The following is a 23,877-nucleotide window of genomic DNA, read 5'->3' on the forward strand; positions in this document are numbered from 1 at the left end:
AAAGCCTTTAAATTAAGTTGTCGATGAATTGAAAAGAAATTGCGCAACCATTTGCTTAATTTTTCACCTTGTGGATTCACGAACCACGAGTTGCGGTAAAAAGCGCTGTTGTCGCAGGCTCGTATCGTTCTGTTCAATTTTTTGAATCAGTAATTCACCACAAGCTTCGCCCATCTCAACGATGGCTTGCTTCATAGTCGTCAACTTGGGTGAGCTGACCTGATCCAAGAATACCCCATCGTAGCCGACAATCCCAAAATCCTTTGGTATCTGCGCGCCAATCGACTGCAAGCCTTGATTGATGCCTAGTGCCAAACGATCCGTCGCACAAATAAAACAAGTATTTTCCGCAAATTGCTCCTTCTGTGCTGTGATAAAGGTGCGGGCTGCGGAAGAACGGTTCTCAAAACGATGGATTTTTGGTGCTTGTCCTGTTTTTGTGACTGTATCTATGTACCCTTTTTCTCGGCTTTTCGTAAATGCTTCTTCCAACTCTAAACCAATATAGACCAAGTGTTGATAGCCAGTATCGAGGGCGTGTTTACAAGCAGAAACGATCCCTTGGTAGTTGTCACTATCAACAAAGCTGAATCCAGCTTCATTTTCACCAAATAGAACGACGGGTTTCTTTAAATTTTTTATCCAGTCCATATCCTTTTGGCGAAATCCCGTAATGATACAACCATCTGCTGGGCCACGATCCACCCCATCCGTCGTAACCAGCTGCAACGAATAATGCGCTTTGCCGATGGAACGAGCGATCCCCACTAATAAATTCATATAGTATGGCTCCGTCGTGTCCATCTCCTCTAAGATATACACTTTGATGATATGGGAACGCTTGGAAACTAATGATTTGGCAGCAATATTCGGTTGATAATCCAGTTCTAGCATTGCTTGATGAACGAGCTGCTTTAGCTCTTCGGTCACTTTATCTGGATGGTTGATCACTCGAGAAACGGTCATTGCGGAAACATTTGCTTTTTTGGCGACATCTGCTAACGTAGTCATGATTCACTCTCCCTGTATTATTTCATCTATAGTATAACACAATAAAACAAAAGAGAAACAAAGCCAACTTTTATATAGAAAGATTTCTTGCTTCATTCCAAAAGATAAAAAAACAGAGCAGCTTCTCAGCTACTCTGTCAAAAAAGACTTTTTTTGGGGTGTCGCCAAAAGGATCCCACACGTGTTAATCCGTTTCGATCAACCCGTATTTACCATCTTTCCGACGATACACAATGCTCGTTCCATTCGTTTCCGCATCTTCAAAGATAAAGAAGTTGTGTCCAAGCATGTTCATTTGTAAAACAGCTTCTTCACTATCCATTGGTTTTAAAGACAAACGTTTTGTACGTACGATGTCTAAATCAGAACCATTGGTTTCTTCATCGTTTGCTTCAGTTGAGAACAAATCACCATCTGTTGGCGGAACCAACGCTGTCTCACGAGATTTGCGATTGATTTTTGTTTTGAATTTGCGGATTTGGCGTTCCAATTTGTCAACAACCAAATCGATACTAGCATATAGATCAGGTGAAGTTTCTTCCGCACGTAGAACTAGGAATGGTAAAGGAATCGTTACTTCTACTTTTGCAGTTTTTTCTGTATAAACTTTCAAATTAACGTGTGCTGTTGCTTCTGGCACATCATTAAAATAACGTTCTAATTTACCTACTTTTTTCTCGACGTAATCACGGATCGCTTCTGTTACCTCGATATTTTCGCCACGCACATTATATCTAAACATAAAAATTACCCCTTTCGTCTACCAGTAAAGAAGGAAAAGGACCACTCTTTTCTTCTTCTTAACTCTATTATATCGAACTCTTGGTCATTTGCCTAGTAAATCGAACAATTTTCTTTAAGCGTTTTCAAAATAACGTTTCAACGAGCAATAGAAAAAGAACGAATCGACTGGGGGCCAAAGGACTGCAGTGCTTCAGCTGCATGATATAACGTTCTACCGGTAGTATACACATCATCGATCAACAGTAATTTTTTCCCTTTGATTTCACACGCTACATTTGGCTTCACTGCAAAGGGTTGCGCCTCTACTAATCGTTGCCTGCGAGAACGTTGTGCCTGTGGTGCGGTATCAACAACTTTCTCCAGTAACTCTTGAAATCTGACTCCGGCGGCTTCCAGCACAGCGGTGACTTGATTAAACCCTCGCTGTTGGTAACGCTCTGCCGATAGTGGGATGGGAATCAAACACTCATAGTCAAACCTGTTGAGTTTCTGTTTGATCACAGGCGCAAACGTCCCCCGCAACTGATAGTTTCCCATCAGTTTGTATTCGTGAAGCCAATCCTTCATTCCTTGATCGTAAGCAAATAGCGCTCGGTGCTGCAATTGTATCATGGGACACGTTTCTTCCCAATAGAGACAATCGCTGCAAAACTCAGTTTCTTTTTTTCCACACGAAGGGCAGCAGGTTCGCCAATCGATCACTGAAAACTGTTGGGCACATTGCGGGCACAATTCATTTTCTGGGATACGCCAAGGAGCCAACACCTCAATGATCGTTCGTTCTCTAGGAAAAGTCCTTTTACACCAACTACACACCATCGGTCAGCCAGCTTTTTGCCAATTGGTTCATTTCCTTGATTTCGTTGAGTGCTTTTCGGATCGCTTCCGTCATTTGGTCGTAGAAAAAAATGACCTCCCCTTCCGTATAGGCCCCTTTACGATCGACACGACCAGCAATTTGCACGAGCGCCGATTTTGTAAAGACTGGATGATTAGCACCCAATACGATGACTGAGACGTTTTCAAACGTCACCCCACGCTCTAAAATCATCGTTGTAAACAACACCTTGTAAATCTGTCGACGAGCAGACGCTACTTTTTCGCTCCGTTTTTGATCTTGCGACGAAACGCTAGTCAAAGACCATGACGTGCCTTGTCGGCGGACAGCCGCTTCTACTTCCTTCATCAGCGCAATGCTTGGACAAAACACCAAGACAAAGTTTTTTTGAAGCAGCCGCTGCAACTGCTGCAGCAATGGTCGCAGCCAACGTTTTCTGCGATAAGCCTGCGCCCAGTGACTATAATGAACAGGTTTTGGAACGATCAATGGACGCTGATGAAACCGCAGCGGCATTCTCAAGACAGCGAATTTTCCACGAATTTCTTGCAGCAGTCGTTCTGAAGGCGTCGCACTTAAATAGATCAGACACCCGTTTTTGGCTAAGGCATTGTATAATCCGTAACGCAGCTGCGCATCGCCCTCGTAGGGAAATGCATCTACCTCATCCACCACGATCAGTTGAAAGCTCCGATAAAAATGCAGTAGCTGATGGGTGGTGGCAATAAGGATGTTTGTGTAGCGATAAGGCTCTTCTGATTTTCCATAAAGGAGCAAGCTTTCCTCTTGTGGAAATGCTTGCTGAATCCGCGGAAACAATTCAAGACAAACATCGATCCGAGGTGAGACGATCGCCACTCGACCACCTTCTTGCCGAACGTAGCGGATCGTTTCAAAGATCATTTCGGTCTTCCCTGAACCCGTGACCGACCAAACAAGCGAGGATCGCTTTTGTCGACAATTAGACACCAATTGCTGGGAAATTTTTTGCTGAAACTGCGTCAATGCTCCTGGCCAGACGATGTGGTGATCAATGGCTGGACTATCCGTAGGTTGAATCACCAGTCGCCCATTTGATGTGATCCGACCATAGCGAATACAGGTTGGACAGTAATAGCTGCCTATCGGTAATTGCACCGACGGCTTGCGGTGGGAAGAACCGCATCGCTGACAAACGATTCTCTGCCCCTGCTCGAGCATTGCCGGTCGAGAATCAAAGGGTTTTCCTACATTCATTGTTTCATCTAAAACAAAAAATTGTCTTCCTTTTTGATTGGTCATAACATACACCTCAGTTTTAAGTACGCAAAAAAATCGGTTCAACTACTTTTTGAAAAGTACTTGAACCGATTACAGGTTTCTTGTTTGCTTCAACAGCAGGTCTTGCTTATTCGCCGATCAATGTCAAAGCTTGATCTAAGACTTTTTCGCCGTTCATCATGCCGTAATCTGCCATGTTGATTACTTCTAAAGGAATTCCTTTTGGCGCTAGACGTTTCTCAAAATCGCCTTTCATGAAACGAACTTGTGGTCCTAATAATAAAACATTTACGTCTTTGCTTTCTAAATGTTGATCTGCTTCTGAAGCGGAAACTGCAAAAATATCTGCTTCTAATCCTTTTGCTTCAGCTGCTTTTTGCATTTTTGTTACTAATAAGCTTGTACTCATTCCTGCAGAACAAACTAACATAATTGTTTTTTTCGCCATATCGAACACTCCTTGAATTTTAAGAATAAGATAACATTTCCTATCTCTAGTATAGAACAAGTTTGAAATTTGTCAACGCTTTCTATCCAGCAGCCAGTTTGATTTTACTAAACGGTTAAAAACGACATACTCTTTTTTTAAATTGACGAGGACTACCTCATAGCCGGCATTCAGCCACGCATAGGCCCCGTTTTCAGGATGTCGGTAATCATTTGCCCACCAATCCGTACTCGTGCGGGCACTTTTGGGCAAACCGGATGCTGGGAAAAGAAATTCATCAAACTGGGTAAAGGTTAACGTAATTTGTGAACCGCCGTTGTTTTTTAAATAGTGCGTGATCGTATCGTACTTTTTGCGTCTACCCAAAGCAACTGCCTCCTCTTTTTCAGGTCTGTGTTGGTGCCTTTTTCTTTCTTCTATTTGTAACTTTCCTTCCGATTGCCTATACTAGAAACATAAAGGAGGCGATCGTACGCGTGACTTATCGAACGATCCGACAAGATGGAGAAACGGAAATAGAAATTAAAAAATCGCGTTTCATCTGTTCGTTAAAACGAATCCAATCAGAAGATGAAGCCAAAGCGTTTATACAAGCCCTCAAAAAAGAACATTGGAAGGCGAATCATCATTGCAGCGCCTATGTATTGGGTGAAAACCATGAGATCCAACGCAGCAGTGATGATGGTGAACCTAGCGGCACCGCTGGAGTACCGATTTTAGAAGTATTGAAGAAAAATGACTTGATCAATATGGTCGCTGTCGTTACCCGCTACTTCGGTGGAACGAAACTTGGCGCTGGCGGATTGATCCGCGCTTATTCCAGTTCAGCTTCCGCTGGCATCAAGGCGGTGGGAATCGTCGAAGGCGTTTTGCATCAAGAGCTTGCATTGACCATTGATTATCCCCTTTTAGGTAAGCTGCAAAACTATTTAGAACTGCAGAACATCTACGTAAAAGAGATTGCTTATACCGAGAAAATCGTTGTTACCTTAATGATTCCCGAAGCAACGCTTACCGACCAAGAAGCCGCTTTGATTGATTTGCTGCAAGGGCAAGTGCAGCTAAACAAAGGCAAGACCGAATATGTAGAGCGCCTCATCGAGGAGCCAACCGAGTAACTATGCAGGACATGCACCTGTCAGGTTTGCTCTTTTCCTCAAAGCACGGACTCTAATGTCGCTTGCTGCAGCAAATGCAGAAACGCCCAATCGTTGAAAAACCGAATTGACCGATGCGGAGCAACAGCACGTATGCTCGCAGTGTCCTTTCGGCTTTTTCGCGTCTTTTTTGTTTCCAGCCGTCTCAGGCAGCTTATTTTTCCATATAAAATTCGAAACGATTGCCGACATATTGGGTGCGCACATATTCAAATGGTTGTCCATCTTCAAATGAAGTGATTTGCCGCATACGTAAAATCGCATCGCCGCGTTTGATTTGTAAGTAATCAGCAATTTGCTCGGAAGCGACCATAGCTGAGATCGTTTGCGAAGCGCCGCCAATTTTCCGCTGTCCTTTTTCTTCCAACACTTTATAGAGGGAAGAGATGATCTCCTCCTTGCTAAAGTCATGAATAAACTTTTCAGGGATACTCGCTACTTCAAAACAGATCGGCACATCATCCGCATACCGAATCCGCTCCATCCGTAAAATCGTTTCGTGTCCTTCTAATTGCAGCTTTTCCATCTCACTGGAGCTAGGTGCCGTCAAGAAATAAGCGACCGCTTTGCTGGAAGGCTTACGACCAAGAGAATTCATAATTTCGGTAAAACTCGTCGTGCCCGTCATTTTCTCTTGTACTTTTTGGCGAGCCACATAAGTGCCAGAACCGATTTTGCGCTCAAGAATCCCCTCATCCGCTAAGGTTTGGATCGCTTGCCGCAACGTCATGCGACTCACGCCGAATTGTTTTGACAACTCCCGTTCTGAAGGCAGACGATCCCCGATTTTGTATGTATTGTTTTCGATATTGGCTTTGATTTGATCATGAATCTGGATATAAACAGGTAATTTTTCCACCACTACACATTCCTCCGTTCCCCTCCTATTATAACTGGTATATACCTAAATAGCTAATAAAAAAAGCAAAAACTGCTCTGTTTTTCTCCATTTGTGCGAATTCTTTCCCCATTTTATAGGCAGAAAAAGAAGTTATCACAAATTGTCCAAACAAGAGCAGTCTCTTTGCTTTTAAATTGGTTCGGTCGCTGGCTTGAGAATTTATTCAGCCAACGCTTTATTGGCAGTTGCCATGAGCAAGCGAATGCGATTCAATTGATTGACGATCGAGACACCTGGATCGTAATCAATCGCTGCAATGTTCGCCTGTGGGTATTGACGACGTAATTCTTTCATAACACCTTTTCCTACCACATGATTGGGCAGACAGCCAAATGGTTGCAGACAAATGATATTGTTGACATTATTTTCCAACAGATCGATCATCTCACCGGTCAAGAACCAGCCTTCTCCCGTATGATTGCCGATGGAAACAATCTCGCTCGCTTGCTCGGCAAGCTGATGGATCGAATGAATGCCCTCAAAGCGCGTTGACGCCCGCAGCGCTTTATCCATTGGTTTTTGGAGCCGTTCAATCGCCATGATCGCAAAATCAGCGATCATTTTGCTTTTCTTCGCCATCCCCAAATGCTCGTAGCGCCAAATTTGATTGTAGAGGGAATAATTCATGAAGCCGACAATATCTGGTACGACCGCTTCCGCTCCTTCTGCTTCTAACAGGCGAACGACATCATTATTGGCAGTCGGTGAATACTTCACTAAAATCTCTCCCACGACACCGACACGCGGCTTCTTGATATCTCTTATCGGCACTTGATCAAAGTCTTGAATGATTTTCTTCATATTGCGATTAAAGAGGCTGAAGGAGCCATTGCGGACATTTTTGGCAATTTTTTCCAGCCATTCTTGGTGGAGCCGATCGACAGCCCCTGCTTCTTGCTCATATGGACGGGTGCGATAAACGACTCGTTCAAAGAGATCCCCGTATAAAAATGCCACCGCCAAGCGTTTCATCATCGGCAAGGTAAAGCGAAAGCCCGGATTTGATTCAACACCAGTATTCCCCATCGAAATAGATACCACCGGTACTTGCGGAAATCCTGCATCGTTCAATGCTTTACGTAACAAGGGAATATAGTTCGTTGCGCGACACCCACCGCCCGTCTGGGTCATCAATACGCTGGTGTTTTCGACGTCATATTCCCCGCTTTGTAACGCTTCTACCAGCTGTCCAATGGAAATGATGGCCGGGTAGCAGGCATCGTTATTGACAAAGCGCAAACCGACATTGACTGCTTCTCGATCTTCACTGGGCAGACAGACCACTTGATACCCGGAAGCCTGCAAAGCGACATCTACTAATCCGCTTTGGTGGATGGGACTCAACATCGGCAATAAGAGCGTGTGCTGCTTGCGCATTTCTTTGGTAAAAATAATCTTTGCTGGTTCCTCGTATTGCTTTTTAGGAACAAAGTGCTGTTTATCCCGTTCGTTGACTGCTGCTTTCAAGGAACGCAACCGAATCCGAATCGCCCCAAGGTTTGCACCCTCATCGATTTTCAACACCGTATACAGCTTGCCATATTGCGCCATGATCTCTTCGACTTGATCGGTGGTCACTGCATCGATCCCGCAGCCGAAGGAGTTTAATTGAACCAATTCCAACTGCTTGTTTTTCGCCACCACTCGTGCAGCCGCATACAACCGTGAATGATAGACCCATTGATCCACGACCCGCAGATCGCCGACATTTGCTAAATGAGCAATACTGTCCTCGGTCAGTACATGAAAGCCTTCTTGGGTAATGACTTCCGCTATCCCATGGTTGATTTCAGGGTCCAAATGATACGGTCTTCCAGATAAAACGATCCCTTTTTGGTTGGTCGTCATCAGCATTCGCAGCGTTTCTTCTCCCCGTTGCGCAATATCTGCTTTGAACTGATCTAGTTCCTCGAAGCCGCTGCGCAGCGCTTGGGCAATTTCGTCTTCAGAAAAACCAAAATCTTGAAACGTCCCCATTAAGGTTTTGACCATTGAGGCTTCATCTGCCAGATTTAAAAATGGACAGCGGTAGTCAACCGCCCCTTCACGAATCGCATCGACGTTGTTACGAATCACTTCTGGATAGCTTTGTACGATTGGACAGTTAAAATGATTTTCAGCGGCAGTGTTCTCTACTCGCTCAAAAATGACTCCTGGATAAAAGATCAACGGTATGTTTTGATCGATCAGTGCTTGGATGTGTCCATGGGCTAGTTTGGCTGGGTAACAAACGGTATCGCTAGGAATCGTTTCGATCCCTTGCTCATATAGTTCTTTATTAGAACGCGGCGACAAGGTTACCCGAAACCCTAACTGGGTGAAAAAGGTATGCCATAGCGGATAATTTTCATAAAGATTCAACACTCTTGGTAAGCCGATTTCCCCATGGAGGGCATCTTTTTTACGCAAAGAACGGTACTTGAACAAGCGGCGGTATTTTTCATCCACGAGATTGACTTTGCGGTCTTCTTTTTTGATTTTGATCCGCGCACCACGTTCGCAGCGATTCCCCGTAATGAACTTTCGACCATCCGAAAAGAAGGTCACGGTTAATAAACAATTGTTTTCGCAAAGACCGCAATTTGTAAATTCTTTTTCTGCTTGAAAATCGGCCATTTCTGCAGGAGACAACAACGTACTGACATCGTCGATCGCCGCTTCTTCTAACGCGATCAACGCCGCCCCATAAGCGCCCATCAAGCCAGCGATCGATGGTCGTACGACTTCACGGCCGCTGATCAATTCAAAGGCGCGCAGAACCGCTTCATTATAGAAAGTCCCTCCTTGGCAGACGATTTTCTCGCCAAGATCTTCGGGGCGCCGAACCTTGATCACTTTATAGATAGCATTCTTTATGACCGAGTAAGACAAGCCAGCCGAAATGTCGCCAACAGAGGCTCCTTCTTTTTGGACCTGTTTGACTTTTGAGTTCATAAAGACGGTACAACGCGAACCCAGGTCAACCGGCGCTTGGGCTTTTGTCGCTGCCAGCGCAAATTCTTTGACATCCTGATTCATAGATTTGGCAAAAGTCTCAATGAACGAGCCGCATCCTGACGAACAGGCTTCATTTAGCTGAATCGAAGAAAGTGCACCGTCTTTGACTGTCATCGCCTTCATGTCTTGCCCACCAATGTCCAAGATAAAATCAACCCCTGGCTGGAAATGTTCAGCAGCTTTGTAATGGGCCATCGTTTCGACTTCACCGATATCGACCTTCAGTGCATGTTTGATCAGATGCTCACCGTACCCTGTGATCGTTGACTTTGCGATGTAAACGTCAGAAGGCATCTGACGATAAAGCTCTTGTAAAACCGCCATCGTTGTCGCTAACGGCTCGCCTTCATTGTTGCCATAAAAAGAAAACAACAAATCCCCTGCATCATTGATCAAGACGACTTTCGTTGTCGTTGATCCAGCATCGATACCCAAATAAGCAGCACCTTTATGCTCCGACAAAGGTTTTTCTGCAGCAACCGCTTGGGCATGGCGGGCACGAAAAGCAGCCAGTTCTGCTTCGTCTTTGAATAAAGGATCTAGCGTATCTGTTGGCGCAAGTGTGCCGTCTTCTTCATTGGCTAAGCGGTCGCATAGTACAGAAAGCTGCTGCGCTTCTTCTGCATACAGTGCAGCCCCCATCGCCACAAACAGTTCTGGATTCTCGGGAAAAATGATATCTGCTTCTTGCAGGTTCAACGTATCGATAAATCGTTGACGCAATTCCGACATAAACGTCAGTGGACCGCCTAAGAAGGCTACCTTGCCTTTGATTTTACGACCAGCAGCTAAGCCAGCAATCGTTTGATTGACCACCGCTTGAAAAATACTCGCAGCAATGTCCGCTTTTGCCGCTCCTTCATTGATCAGCGGCTGCACATCAGTTTTGGCAAAGACCCCGCAGCGTGAGGCAATCGGATAAAGGGTTTGGTATCCCTTGGCTAGCTCATTGAACCCATTGGCATCCGTTTTCAATAAAACCGCCATCTGATCAATAAACGCACCGGTCCCACCGGCACAACTGCCATTCATCCGCTGCTCCAACGCACCTTCAAAAAAGGTGATCTTCGCATCTTCACCGCCTAATTCGATCGCCACATCCGTTTCTGGGATCACTGTCTCGACTGTTTTGGTACAAGCGATGACCTCTTGGACAAAAGGGATCCGCAAAACTTCTGCCAGCCCCATTCCGCCTGATCCGGTAATCGCCAGCGCAACTGGCTGATCTTGGATTACTGCTTGCGCTTCTTTAATAATTTTTTCCGCTGCCTTTTGGATGTCTGCATAGTGTCGTTCATACCTTGAAAAACACGTTTGATTGCGTTCATCTAACAGAACCATCTTGACCGTTGTTGAACCGACATCGATGCCCGCCTTATATTTTTTCATTTGTTGCCTCCATCTAAACAACACTTTGTTGATTATCTAACAAGCCGTTTGTTATAATACTTATGTTCATTGTAATTCTTTTAATTGATAATTCAACAAACAATTCCAACGAAGGTGTGGGATAAACAACAATTAGACGTTTTTTGTCGTTTATTTTGAAAGGAAATTCACAATATGAAAAAATTGGATTTACGTGTCAAACGAACCAATAAGTACATTATTGAAGCCTTTATTCGCTTAGTTGAAGAAAAAGGCTTCGAGCAAGTGACTGTCCAAAATATCGCAGACGAAGCCATGATCAACCGCGCGACCTTCTACGCCCATTACAAAGACAAGCAAGACTTGTATGAAAAAATATTTGACTTGGCCGTCGAATCTTTTACCTCGATCCTTGACTTTGAAGATTTCGTTCAAGGCAATCGAATCAAGATCCGAAAAATCGAAGCGGCCATGACCGAACTTTTTATACACATTCAAAAGAATCGCTCTTTTTATTTGACGATCATGGATGCCTCTGCCATTGAGATCATTCGTAAAAAACTGGGGCTGATTTTAACGGAACGGTATCAAGAGATCTTTTCAACCTTGAAGATCACAGAAGGCGATCTTGAAGTGCCCTTAGACTTCATCATTGATTATATGACCTCGATATTTGTTGGCACGCTGCATTGGTGGCTAACGGCAGAAACAACGATGCACGCCGACCATTTAGCAAAACTCGTCATCAAACTAGTGGCAAACGGTCACCTAACTGTCTTGGGGATTGAAATTGAGGAATAACTGCTAAAGAAAAGTTACCCATCACCATTCCCTTCACTGACTATATCCCCCGTGTAAAAAGCATTAAATCTTCCCTAGATAACATACACATGGTTTTTTCTTCCTCCACAGAAAAACCCGCCCTGATCGTCTGCTCTCAGGGACGGGTTTCTTGCAATTTTTCATGGTTCTTTTTTACTGATTTACGTTCGATCAATTCGAAAGGGATGATCTCAGAGGTGATCGTTTTCCCATTAAGTACACAATTAAGCAGTTTCAAACAAGCCCGTTTTCCCATCTGATGAAAGGGCTGTGAAATGGTAGTCAGTGGCGGACTGACCATTGCGGCAATACGGGAATTATCATAACCAACGACTGAAAGATCATCTGGTACGACGATATGGTTTTCGTAACAAATGGAGATGATTCCCAATGCTGTTTCATCACTTGCACAAAAGACCGCTGTAATCGGTTCTTTTCTTTCCAAATACGCACTCATTGCTCGTCGCCCAGATTGAAAACCAAAGTACCCATACTCAATAAATTGTTCTTTAACGGGGATCTGATTCTTCTCTAAGGCATCAATATATCCCTTGATCCTCGGTACACTCGTATTCTCATCATCATAGCTTAATCCTGCCAGCCCAATATTCGCATGTCCCTGTTTGATCAAATAGTCAACCGCCGTATACGCTGCCAAATAATCATCCACTTTTATGGAAGGAATTTTGTTGTTTGTGTCCGTACTTGAGACGAGTACAATCGGGATATTCAAGCTTTCGATTGGTGCCAAATCGTACTTTGATAAAAAAATGGAAAACACAATAATGCCGTCCACTCTACGTTCAGCCATGAGATCCAAACTCTTCTGGAAGCCTTCTCCCCCGATCCCTGCATGGGTCACGATCACGCTAAATCCTCTTGCGTGTGCTTCTTCTTCAATTCCTTCAATAATTTTCACATAAAAAGAAGTATCAGAATTTGGCATAATGATTCCCACCGTCTTAGTTGTTTTGGTCACTAAACTGATGGCAGTCTCATTTTTGCGATATCCTAGCATTTTAACTGCCGAAAGGACTCGCTCTTCAACTTCTTTGCTATACCCGCCAATATTATTCAGCACTCTCGAAACAGTGGCAATCGAAACGCCTGTCTCTCGAGCAATATCTTTTATAGTCGCAGCCATCTCAAATCTCCTTTTGTGTGCTTTAGTATCCGTTGCTTCTGATCAAATGAAAAAGCTTGCTACTTTTATCTCATTAGCATTCATAGCCATTTATTTTCTCTTCTATTCTAACAAATATTGAAGAAAAAACGATAGTTAGAAGAAGTAAAAACGTCCTCTAGCTATCGTCAAAGCAAGAATAAAAAGGAAAATAGAGCTACGATTACCGCTTATTCTCCCGTGATTCCTGACTTGTCGATACTTTCCACAAACCATTTCTGAACAAAAACATAGAAGAATATCAACGGAAAAATGCTCAAGATCGTTCCCGAATATGCCACTGCCTCCGTATAACTAAGATTTGGATTGGTTCCCGGATCCCCTAGGGTCGCTGTGTTATTGACGACATTGTTAAATTGACTCTCCAATGAATTGAGTAGCATAGGTGTGGTTTGAATATTTCCTTCAAGATAAAAAGAAGTCAACAACGTTTCATTCCAATACAACGCAAAAGCATAGATCCCGACAATTACAAATGCAGGTCTCACCATCGGTAACGCAATCTTATAAAACGTCTTAAAGGCTCCTGCACCATCTAGAAAGGCGGCTTCTTCTAATGCCGTTGGTATCATTTTGAAAAATTGATAGAAGATCAAAATAAATAAAGCTGCTTGTTCCCCTTGCCCCATTAGAGCTGGGAAGATCAACGCACCCATATTTCCACTTAACCCAAACGTAGTAAAGAGTTGGTATCGCGGAATAAAAAACAATACTTTGGGTGCTAGATAGGTAAATAAAAGCAATGAAAAGATCAGAAATTTGAAGGGAACTTGAAAGCGAGCTAAGCCATACGCAATCAGCGAAGATGAGAGCATCAAGCACACGGTGGAGACCCCTGCAACCAGCACAGTAGTGAAATAACTCCCTGGCAGTCGCAACGCTCGCCAGGTCAGACGAAAATTTTCTAAATAAAATTCTGAAGGGATCCATTCGATCGAGTGATCTGCCAAATCTAAATTTGACATCAATCCAACCGTTATCATATTGATCAAGGGAAAGATAAAGACAAAACTCAGCACGATCAAGATTGCATATATGGCGATTTTCCCTAGTAAACCATTTGTAACATTCGTTCCCAGTATCATTTTTTTCATTCTATGGGTATTTCCTCTTCGTCGTATCATCATGTTCCTAACCCGCCTTACTTTTCTTGCGCTCTTTTATGATCGTATACAAAATACCAATCATTAAAAATTGGAACAATGTGTACAATATAGCGATCGCTGATGCATAGCCTTCTCTTCTAGCCCCGTCATAAGTGGATTCTAATATAATGGAAACTATTGGATTTGCTTCGAAATTTGCTAAAAAAACGACTATAAACACGACAGCGACATTGATCAACGGAAAAATGATCGGTAAAGTGATTTTCCAAAAACTGACCCAAGAAGAGGCGCCGTCGATCGATGCAGCTTCATAGATACTCGGGTTGACATTTTGCAAGGATGCTAGAAAAATCAATACTGGAACTGCACAATACCATAGCAGTTGCGCAATCATTTCAAATAGCTCTGCAATCAGTAGAACAACCGCTTGTGAAGGAATAAAAAGTTCTAAAATATCGAGAATCACGAGATTCGCCACAATTCCTGTTCCACCATACTCACTGATCATGGTCATCAGTTTGCCGCTTAAGATGATAATAGGTAGAAAAAAGATCAGACGAAAGAACCAATTACCACGGATTTTTTGGTTCAATAGCATGGCGATAATCACGGATAAGGCGATGATCACAGGTACCTGAAATAAGGTAGCCACAAAAAAGTCTTGCAAGGCGATCACAAAGTCAATATCTTGAAACAAGATTCGGTCATAATTCTCCCAACCGACCCAATTATAACGCCAGCCTGAACGAATCCCGTAGGAGACGTTATGGAAGCTAAAGAAGATCGTTCGACTAAGCGGATAGGCGACTAACGTCAGAAACCCAATGATCCAAGGACTGACAAAAAGCAACCCTGTTAACTTCTTTTTCTTTTGCATGGTTAATTTCATCGAACAACGACCCCCTTTCCTTCTACTGTGACTTCCCCTGTATCAAAGGTCGTTTCATTATAATTGATCGTTAGTGTCTTTTGATTAGCATAGGTTACTTGAACAACCCCCTCTGCTAAGCGTTGATGGCCGATCATCTCACTTCCTCTGACACCTGCCAAGGCTTCGTTCATTGCCTCATAATAAAAGGTGATTCGTTCTGCTAAATACTCATATTCAGAAACAGTGATTGCACTCGCACCGGTACCTTTCATTTTGTATGCTGGTTCCCCCGTCAAGACGAATGCAGGATAAACACCAAATTCGATCAGTCGCAAAAGGGTATCTTGGTCATGGGAAACACTATTCAGATAGGTGGCATACATCTCAACTTGTCCACTTAAAATCAGTTGCAACAATGGAATCGTTTCATCAATAAAAACAAACCCTGAAGAATAGATAGGCGTATCATAATAATCATCGAGGTAAGGGAAAAGATACGCATTTGGTCGATACATATTGGCTGCTACCTCAGCTTCCTCCAATCGCTCAAGCAACTGTTTGACACTTGTCATCGTCACCAGGCTGCTATGGATCTGGCGGTCTTCAAAAAAAGTAAACAAGTTTTGATCGAAACCAGCCAAAGCCAGACTCACGCCCTCAAGCTCAGCGAGTGTCGTTAAGTCCTTCTCTAATGATGAAGCATAGGAGTAAGGACTATTCATATAATTGAGGGTTGCCTTTTCTGGATCAAAAAACTGAAAATCGTTCCTATTTAATTTATACGTTTGCTGATTGCTTGCATTATGATAAGATTTCGTATAATCCACATAAAAGTTGAAAGCGATCTCATACTCATCAAAGGTTGCCAACAGCGCTTGAAAGTCTTGGTTATTCTTTAGGTCTTTTTGCGGGCCAATGCCATATGCCCAGCGATCTTGTAAAAACGATTTAGCAGTGACCGTTAACTGATCGATGCCACTTTCTAGTAATTGCTCTGTGATTGCTTGTGCTTGCAGATGATCTGTCAGCGCTACCTCCTCAATCCCCAAATTTCCCAGCTTTACTTCATTCATTAAGAAATCAACTTTCACAGGCATCGATTGAACAGGTGTCGCTTTTTCTTTGGTCTCTCCAACCTGTTCAATAAAGCTTCGATAACTTTTTGCCAGACCAACATAATTCGCCTCATCTTCTCGCAAGAAAACATAGCGTTGCACGACATCAAAATCATTGGGAAGTTCTTGAAAGCCTAAGATATGTTGATCTTCATTGATCCGACTTTGAAATTGTGAATAAGCGGTACGATAGGTATAAGTAAAATAGGATTGATAAAAATGTGTATCCGTATTTTTGGGTCGATAGTTGTACGTGGCATAGCTTTCTCCGTTTTCAGAAATAACTAACACGCCAGCGGTGTTCTCTTCTTTAATCACACCATAGATCGGTAACGTCAAAAGCTCAATTGGCTTTGACGGGTAGGCGCCTCCTCGAGGATTGTCTTCATACCCCTGATCTAAGCCATAAACAGGGGCAGAATACCCGACCAGAGATCTTGGGGTCTCATCTAGGCGAATGATTGCCCCTGGACCATCGGGTACAACTAGATAACCTGTTTCTTCACCTTCTGTACTAGCGAAAAATGGATACAAGATCAGTTGATTCAGTGAAATATTATTGTTTCCTGGCTGCCAGAGATGCTCATTGTACTCCTCAACACTTTCCTTGGGAATATGAACAAGAAGATCGCCACCTTGAATACTAACCTTCAATTCAAAACGAATCTTTTGTGAAGTAAAATCAATACTGGCAACAAAACCACTCTCGTGAAACTGGTATTCTTTCGTGACACCCGAATCCATGAGTGTCCGTCGTCCTGGTGTTGCGCGATCATACGTAACGATTGAAACACCAGACTTGATATAATTGACGATTTCTTGACTATATTGCATCTCAACATAATCTGCTTGATAGTCATAGGAAGTCCATTGCTCGCCGTTCACCTTGTCAAAGACGATGATAGCCGCCGTCTCTTCTTCGACATACAACATCAGTTGCTCATTTTCAGCTACTAACCGAAAAGAAGCTGGAATTTCAGACGGTACATCATAGCTTTCCTCAGAAGCTTTTGCTGCTGTGTTAACTGTCACTGCCTGAAAATCGTTCATTATCGGCTCGATTCTGGGCTTTTCTTCTTTCGGACTGATCAGCCAAACAACTAGGAAAGCAATTACTGGTAAAATTAGTATATAAGTCAGCCATTTTTTATTCATCGGGCACTCACCTCAGTTATCACATCTAGAATAAAGTTGACAAGCTGGCTACCTAATGTGTACAGGACAAATACACATAGCCCAATAATCAACATGGTAAAAATACTTTTAAAGATGATCGAAAACGTCTCGCCTACGTCATAGTTGTGAAGATCTTTGATCACAAAAAATTGTAGAAATAAGATCCAAAGTCCTGTAACTGCTTGTGGAAGGTAGAAAAAGACACTTTGTTCTAAGGTAAGACCATTACTCAAAAGAATAACGACTGGAAAAACAAATAATAGTGGTGTCATCGCATAAGCAGTTCCATTGACACTTTGGATAAATGTACCTTCCCCATCATTGATCGAGCAAATCAAATAATTTGATACTACCCATAATAAGACTATAAAAATGAGGAGTGCTAGTTCATATAATAGATATTGATTGTTTGCTACAAAAATTACATTTGTCCATTGATGATAGCTCAGAAACAAAACAATATAGAGAAAAAAGAGAATCATAGAGAAAAACACTGATACCCGATTGCGACGTTTGATCGTATAGATTCCATCAAAAATCGCTTGATGAAACTCAAAAATAAACAAGAAATTATCGACAAGTTTGTACTTTTTCACCCATTGAAGTTTGTGACTTAACGAAAGAGAACGGCGACTAAATTTCTTTAACAATCGCCATATGCTCCATAGGAGAAAGCCAATCATCATCAGGACAAACAAGGCATTTAAATTAGCACTCAGCCAATCTTGCCGAATTTCCCAAAAAGCCGCCGATATTCCGGGGGTAAACTCAGCACTCATAAATTCCTGGTAAGCTGACTGAGCGTCACCTTCTCGTAAATAGGCATTGCCTAATCCAATCCGTGCGTTATCGAAAACGGAATTATAATTCAAGGTATACGCCCAAAGCTCTTGGCTCACTCGGTATTCCCCTTGCTGATAACTACTCATGGCTTGATGAACCGCTTCTGTAAAACGAGTACGTTCATACTTTACCAAGGAAGATGCTCCTTGATCGACGATGATCAGTTCATTGTCTGAGGTAGCTGCGATACTCGTAGGACGACTTAAAATCCCGAAACGACTAGAGATCACATCATTGCCTCCAAACACGAAGAGCAACTGTCCTTGCGCATCATATTCATAGATCCAGCCATCTGAGGAAACGGCATAGACGCTGTCTTGTTGACCGACCCAAATACTTTCCATATTAAATTCCCCCAACAGATCATCCGGAAAATAATTGGTTCCTGCGACATTAAACTTTTTTATCGCTCCCGCTGCCAATGAAGAAGTCACCGTATAAACAAATCCTTTTTGATCGATACTCACATCAGCGATAATATTTGGAAAAACAGTTTCCATTGCTTGTTGCTGCGTTTCTGTTAAAAAGAAAGAACGAATCTGATCTAACAGTGGAACATTTAAAGGGTTGGCACCAAAGAAGGTAACGAACTCTCCAGCGCGATTCAGCATGATCAAGCCGTTGCTTGATTCAGAGCCTCGAATATAGAGGTTTCCTCGCATGTCGACCGCTAGATGCGTCGGTAAGAAAGGGTAACCTTCATTGAATACGGGTGCGTCTGGCGTACCGATTTCTTGTAAGAATTCATGCGTCTCTTTGTCATATAAAAAGATTTTATTTTGGCTCGTATCTACTGCGTAAATAATCTCATCTGTGACGAAAGTACTTTGCACTTCAACCAATTCTTCGCTAGCTAAAGTTCCTTGATAGGACAGTTCTTTATCAAGAATGATGACTTGATTCAGCCCTGTATCAGAAATGTACACATTGTCTTCGCGATCAACGAAAACATGATTAGGTTCGACAAAGGATCGCCCATCAAAGGTGGTGATTTCTTTTACAGGTGTATAGGCCGTTTGCGTCCGTAGAAAGTAATTTTCACTATCTGTAGTGAAGGTGAAATATGGTACTTCTTGGGCAAGAACTGATTCCGGTACTAAAGTTGCCAAGAGCAGCGCCAATAAAATAAGCATCGTCTTCTTTTTCATATCACTTGATCCCCGTATGCGCCATCGAATTCATGACTTTATTTTGCAAAATGATAAACAATAACAAATTCGGTACAAACATGATGAGTCCCCCGACCGCTTCCACTCCTGCACTAGCGACAACATTTCCAGTTTGTGAAGAAAGAGTCGACATGTAAAAAGGAAGCGTTCGGATGGCTTCACTATCCATAAAAATAGCGGAAGCTTCTACATTGCCCCACACCGACTGAAACGTCAGTAATGAAACCGTGATCAGCGCGGGCTTGATCATCGGCATGATGATACTCCAATAAATTCGAGCAAAGCTTGCCCCATCCATTTTGGCTGCTTCAATCAAGGAATCTGGGATTTGGTCAATAAACTGCTTCAATAAAAACAAACCGACAGGCATTGCTAACATTGGAATAATGTGTGCCCAAATCGAATTGTAAAGTCCTAATTGAACAATGATCAAAAACCGCGGGATCGCCACCGCAACAGGAACAAACATAAGCGCCAAAGTATTGATTTTGTTAAAGGTCTTCTTGCCTTTAAAATGCAGCTTAGATAGTGCAAAGGCAGCGGAGGAGCTGATCAACAACGTCAAGACAATCAACGTGAACGCTACGAATAAACTATTGAACAAATAACGGCTCATTGGGATACCGGATTGATTGGAAAAATTGGTCAAGAGCTGAAAATTTTCTAATGTAGGCTGCCGAACAAAAAAAGTCGGCGGATAAGCAAATAACTCGGTAAATGGTTTAAATGCATGATTAATTATAAAGATCACTGGTAACCCCATGATCAGTGAAACGAAGATCAAAAGTACGTGGATCTTCATTTGGTCTTTATGAAATCGTTGTGGATTCACTTTAACGGGACTCGACATCTTTTCACCACTCTCTAGATAATAATTTTAGTTTTCACTAAACAGCTTATAGCTGACACGATTAAATAGGATCACAATAAGTAATAGCACAACTGTGACGGCTGACGCATAGCCTAACTCATACCGTGTAAAGCCAAAGTCTTGCGCATGATCAACGATCAACCAACCGGAATATTGCGGGGGTGGATTTCCACCACTCAAAGCCGCCGCCAATCCAGCGGTGTTAAACGTGCCAACGATGGCCATGACTGCCCCAAACAACATTTGAGGTTTCATAGAAGGAATTGTAATAAAGAAAACTTCTTGCCATCTATTTTTCACACCATCAATACTTCCTGCTTCATAAAGTGAACGATCGATGTTCAATAGACCACCTAACATGGCTAAAAAGCCGACTCCCATGCTACTCCAAATCCCGATAAAAATCATAATGACAAATAAAATCGTAGGCTGCTGTAAAAACTGAATCGGTTCTCGAACGATCCCCCATTCTAAAAGCCAATGATTCAAGTAGCCAGTCTCATCGCCACTGAATAAAACGCGCCAAACCGTCCCCATCATAATAGAGCCCGTAATTGAAGGCGAGTAAATGATCACCGTATATATGGTTCGCATCCGATGCGTGACTTGCGAGATATTCCACGCGAGGAAAAAAGCCAACATATAGCCTACTGGACCGACGATCACCCCATACAAGATCGTATTCATCAGTGCATTTTGCAAGAAGATCGTATCCCCCATGATCAAATCAATATAGTTTTGAAAACCAATAAATTCTGGAAATTGAACGGTATTGAAATAGGTGAAGGATAAAATAAAAGCGACTAAAACAGGCAATAAAATCAGTAAACCGAATAATAGTGCATAAGGCGAAAGAAAGAGAAACGATGAATTCAACAGACGATCTAGCCAGCGATGCTCTTTTTTCGTTGTCTTTTGACTTGATTTAGTTATCCCCATCATGACTTGGTATCCACCTTTCAATTGTTTCTAATACGGGGACATTAAAAGGTCGGACCAAGACATCTTCTTGGATATACCCAAATTCCCTCAATTTTCTTTCCAACTCTTTATCGATAATCCCGACGGCATGATCAATGGCGATTCGTGGATTTTCCCCATCTAAAACTACTTTGTTCCAAGCATTGCTTAGCTCTCTTTCAACAATATAATCTCCAGGAACTCTGCCTGTGGTTTGAATCCATTGCCATTGGTCTAAAATCACTTGCTTTGATTCTTGCGGCCAAGCGCTTGCTTTGAACCCTTCTAGATTAGCGGGCAGATAAAGGAATTGGTGCCCCAAGGTCGCCTGCAGATCATAGGAGAACGTCGCCTGTGTTTCGCTACTGTTCCACCATTGTAAGAATGACCAGCTTTCTGCTTTTTTCTCACTATCGCTAAAAATGATCGATGCAGAACCATAGGTAGGGTCCCATCGCTCGATTTCTCCCTCTGCATTTTCTATACCAGGAATTGGGATCATCCCCCATTGTCCAGCGATTTCAGGTGCTGCGTGTTTTAATTGCACATACAGGTTCGCATCACCGATCCCAATCGGCGTTTTCCCATCCCGAAAGCTCTGATAAAATTGTGCAGTAGTCAAGGGCATATTGTAGACCGTAAATAGACTAGTCATAAAATCAAACGCTTCATAGGCACCGCCTAAATGAATCTCCGTTTGACTCCCTGTGTCATCAAACAGTCTGCCGCCGTATTGATAAATAAAAGGTGTCGTCGTGTCGAAACCTTTATGTGAGCTATCTGATCCTAAAGGAATATAGATATTCATATCGTATCTTTGCAACAAAGGAATGATACTGATCATTTCTTCCCAAGTTTGTGGCGGCTCTTCTCCGATCATCTCCAATAGGTCCTTGCGATAATATAGCAGTTTGACGGTTTGCGTTTCTGGAATCGCATAGACGCCTTCATCATAGATGTATTGCGTAAAGGAATTCGGATTGTAATCAGCAGTAAGCTGGTCAAATCCCTCCAATGCACTAAGATCCTCGATGATCCCTCGCAAACCCAGCTCAAACGGCATCCCATGACTGACACTGAGAGCAGCATCTGGTACACTTCCTGCAGCATTATTTAAAATGATTCGTTGTTCATCTGGTAACAAAGATAAGTTCACTTGGATTCCTGTTTTTGGTGTGAATTCTTCATCAACCAGTCGCTGGATGATCTCCAAGTTCAATCGTGATTGATTGACCCAGACCTCAATTGCTTCTCCCTCAGTTTCATTGACTTGCCTATATCTTGGATTGATGAAGGTATAAATAAATGCCTTAACTCCTTCAAAGGCTGTAGTAAAGATCCCAGCTCGTTCCCTTGGTAATTCCGCATTGGCATCGTGGATGAAAATGCGATCCATTGATAACGGACTAGTGATCAATGTTGGCAGAACAGATTGAATCCTTCCGTATGCCGAAGAATACCCTTGATTAAAACGGGTCAAATAATGCGGCAAAGTATCAGGCTGTTCATAGAAACTCTCTACCATTGAGATAGCCACGGCTAATTCAGTTAAAATGGGCAATTTTTCGTTGCCAAATAAATCGATAAGCACTTCTTTTTGTGTTTCTAATCCCTCTAGGATCTCTGCTAATGAAGCTTTGAGTTCTGGAAAATAAGTTTCGATCCGCCAGTCTCTTTGACGATCGACCAAACCACCCGTCAAGCGCACAACTTCTGCACCAATGGCATCCATTTTTCCCAGTAATGCAAGCAATTCATGATAGGGTGCTGCTACTAACGTGCTATCAATCGTAAGAGACATCGTGTGCTGTCCCTCTTCTAAATAAAAAACATACGCGTTCCCCTCAGTATCACTTAGGGTTTCATGCGTCCACTTATTTGCGTAATCAAAAGTGTAGGTACTCATTTCCTCAAATGGAACTTCGCCATTCAACTCGATTCGTCTTCTAGCAGGCATACCGTTATTCATATTTTGTAAATACTGGAAGGTGATCTGATAAAAACCACTCTCTTCTACATCAAAAAGATACGTCACCTTGTCTCCGGGTTCTGAAAAAGAAGCACCATCTAATACATTCAATAATCGAGTTTGATAGTCATAAGGGCTCAATGCTGGGTTTCGGAGATATTGCCCACGAATACTTCTGCGACTTTTTGTCAAAGGCGCTTCCGTCTCGATCGTCAACAATTGTTGTTCATTTTGACTTGATGTTCCTTCATACAACGCAAGATATTCTTCGTACGAGGGAATCGATTGTTGCGTATTCTTGATAATGATATCTCCTAGTAAAAGAACCCCTTCATTTACCTCAAAAGAAAAGGTATTCGCGCCTTGCTCAAGTTCAAACTTCAATGGTTCTGCAAAAAAATGATTTGGGTCTTTCAATGGTTGTTGCGCCCACTCCCCAGCTAGTTCTGATCGTACTTGAAGCTGATCGCCATAACGGTCAAATTGAATAGCGGCTTCATCATTTGTTTGCTGCCATTGTAGCGGCAACGTCAATGCATTCATCTCATTAAATTGACTGGTGTCGTTGATTCTCAATGACAATTCTGGATTTAAAAATGTTTGCTCATCTACACGATAATCCATCCACACTTCATACAAACCACTGACTGGCACATTGATGTCAAATACTATTTTGTCCCCAGCTTGAATACTGGTGATATGTCCCTCATAGTTTTTACTCTGAGAAGGAGGAATTAATTCGCCACCTGTGCGTTCTGGCGCTTGATTGGTCACTTCCTCAAGGGGAATCTCAAGCCCTTCTTTCGCTCGCCTCATCGCAATCGCATAATAGTGGTCCGCTTCATAGGAGAAAGCCATTACTTCTTCAGTAGCCCTTACTTCATTCCCCTGTGCTTCTTGCTCCCCTCCACTATCGTTTTGGGAAGAAAGAGCTGCTGCGAATACAATCGCAATCGTTACTACGATCGACCAGGCGATTTTGACCGTCCTTCTATTTTTCTTCTTCGTCATAGCATCCCAACCTATCACTCATTTTTTGATGCAAGGAAACCTTGTTATGGTTCCAAT

Annotated in this window: 18 protein-coding genes; 2 read left to right on the plus strand and 16 right to left on the minus strand. The window is 42.7% G+C overall.

The features are described 5' to 3' along the window. Nucleotides 1-63: 63 nt before the first annotated feature. The 6 genes from IGI82_RS13325 to IGI82_RS13350 form a co-directional block, all read right to left on the minus strand. Entirely contained in the window at nucleotides 64-1,011 is a 948-nt protein-coding gene (locus IGI82_RS13325) for a LacI family DNA-binding transcriptional regulator (RefSeq protein WP_005228774.1), read from the minus strand. Between the two features lie 184 nt (nucleotides 1,012-1,195). After that, a complete protein-coding gene (gene hpf / locus IGI82_RS13330; RefSeq protein WP_438842322.1) occupies nucleotides 1,196-1,753 on the minus strand; it encodes a ribosome hibernation-promoting factor, HPF/YfiA family in 558 nt (185 codons plus the stop codon). A gap of 137 nt (nucleotides 1,754-1,890) precedes the next feature. Beyond that, on the minus strand, nucleotides 1,891-2,367 hold the full coding sequence (locus IGI82_RS13335; RefSeq protein ID WP_438842323.1) for a ComF family protein: 477 nt from the start codon (nucleotides 2,365-2,367) through the stop codon (nucleotides 1,891-1,893). A 196-nt stretch (nucleotides 2,368-2,563) separates the two neighbouring features. Then, a complete protein-coding gene (locus IGI82_RS13340; RefSeq protein WP_438842324.1) occupies nucleotides 2,564-3,874 on the minus strand; it encodes a DEAD/DEAH box helicase in 1,311 nt (436 codons plus the stop codon). 106 nt (nucleotides 3,875-3,980) lie between these two features. Beyond that, entirely contained in the window at nucleotides 3,981-4,301 is a 321-nt protein-coding gene (locus IGI82_RS13345; RefSeq protein WP_005228768.1) for a PTS sugar transporter subunit IIB, read from the minus strand. 72 nt (nucleotides 4,302-4,373) lie between these two features. Beyond that, complete coding sequence (locus IGI82_RS13350; RefSeq protein WP_005228767.1) at nucleotides 4,374-4,667, minus strand: DUF7662 domain-containing protein; 294 nt, start codon at nucleotides 4,665-4,667, stop codon at nucleotides 4,374-4,376. A gap of 110 nt (nucleotides 4,668-4,777) precedes the next feature. Between IGI82_RS13350 and IGI82_RS13355 the strand changes: the two genes are divergently transcribed. Continuing rightward, nucleotides 4,778-5,419: a YigZ family protein gene (locus tag IGI82_RS13355; RefSeq protein WP_115232636.1), complete on the plus strand. Its 642-nt coding sequence runs from the start codon at nucleotides 4,778-4,780 to the stop codon at nucleotides 5,417-5,419. A gap of 193 nt (nucleotides 5,420-5,612) precedes the next feature. Here the strand turns inward: IGI82_RS13355 and IGI82_RS13360 are convergent, their stop codons facing one another. Further along, entirely contained in the window at nucleotides 5,613-6,320 is a 708-nt protein-coding gene (locus IGI82_RS13360) for a GntR family transcriptional regulator (RefSeq protein ID WP_005228765.1), read from the minus strand. A gap of 198 nt (nucleotides 6,321-6,518) precedes the next feature. Next, entirely contained in the window at nucleotides 6,519-10,745 is a 4,227-nt protein-coding gene (locus IGI82_RS13365; RefSeq protein WP_438842325.1) for an acyl-CoA dehydratase activase-related protein, read from the minus strand. Nucleotides 10,746-10,919: 174 nt separating this feature from the next. Between IGI82_RS13365 and IGI82_RS13370 the strand changes: the two genes are divergently transcribed. Next, on the plus strand, nucleotides 10,920-11,525 hold the full coding sequence (locus IGI82_RS13370) for a TetR/AcrR family transcriptional regulator (protein ID WP_086337982.1): 606 nt from the start codon (nucleotides 10,920-10,922) through the stop codon (nucleotides 11,523-11,525). 136 nt (nucleotides 11,526-11,661) lie between these two features. Here IGI82_RS13370 and IGI82_RS13375 read toward each other — a convergent pair whose 3' ends face one another. From IGI82_RS13375 to IGI82_RS13410, 8 genes are all read right to left on the minus strand, one after another. Next, on the minus strand, nucleotides 11,662-12,690 hold the full coding sequence (locus IGI82_RS13375) for a LacI family DNA-binding transcriptional regulator (RefSeq protein WP_115232638.1): 1,029 nt from the start codon (nucleotides 12,688-12,690) through the stop codon (nucleotides 11,662-11,664). 209 nt (nucleotides 12,691-12,899) lie between these two features. Next, nucleotides 12,900-13,823, minus strand: a complete 924-nt coding sequence (locus tag IGI82_RS13380; protein WP_438842326.1) for a carbohydrate ABC transporter permease — start codon at nucleotides 13,821-13,823, stop codon at nucleotides 12,900-12,902. 37 nt (nucleotides 13,824-13,860) lie between these two features. After that, nucleotides 13,861-14,724: a carbohydrate ABC transporter permease gene (locus tag IGI82_RS13385; protein ID WP_438842327.1), complete on the minus strand. Its 864-nt coding sequence runs from the start codon at nucleotides 14,722-14,724 to the stop codon at nucleotides 13,861-13,863. Next, nucleotides 14,721-16,976, minus strand: a complete 2,256-nt coding sequence (locus IGI82_RS13390; RefSeq protein ID WP_438842328.1) for a DUF5696 domain-containing protein — start codon at nucleotides 16,974-16,976, stop codon at nucleotides 14,721-14,723. Before IGI82_RS13390 ends, IGI82_RS13385 begins: the two co-directional genes overlap by 4 nt. Beyond that, nucleotides 16,973-18,988 (minus strand): hypothetical protein, encoded by a 2,016-nt coding sequence (locus tag IGI82_RS13395; RefSeq protein WP_438842329.1) that lies wholly within the window; start codon nucleotides 18,986-18,988, stop codon nucleotides 16,973-16,975. The genes IGI82_RS13390 and IGI82_RS13395 overlap by 4 nt, the downstream gene beginning before the upstream one ends. A 1-nt stretch (nucleotide 18,989) precedes the next feature. Continuing rightward, nucleotides 18,990-19,859: a carbohydrate ABC transporter permease gene (locus IGI82_RS13400; RefSeq protein WP_087627828.1), complete on the minus strand. Its 870-nt coding sequence runs from the start codon at nucleotides 19,857-19,859 to the stop codon at nucleotides 18,990-18,992. A gap of 27 nt (nucleotides 19,860-19,886) precedes the next feature. Further along, nucleotides 19,887-20,822 (minus strand): carbohydrate ABC transporter permease, encoded by a 936-nt coding sequence (locus IGI82_RS13405; RefSeq protein WP_115232643.1) that lies wholly within the window; start codon nucleotides 20,820-20,822, stop codon nucleotides 19,887-19,889. Then, nucleotides 20,806-23,820, minus strand: coding sequence for an extracellular solute-binding protein (locus tag IGI82_RS13410; RefSeq protein WP_438842330.1), 3,015 nt, complete (start codon nucleotides 23,818-23,820; stop codon nucleotides 20,806-20,808). Before IGI82_RS13410 ends, IGI82_RS13405 begins: the two co-directional genes overlap by 17 nt. Nucleotides 23,821-23,877 lie beyond the last annotated feature (57 nt).

Source organism: Enterococcus sp. AZ067 (assembly GCF_051715005.1).
Classification (GTDB): Bacteria; Bacillota; Bacilli; order Lactobacillales; family Enterococcaceae; genus Enterococcus_D; species Enterococcus_D casseliflavus.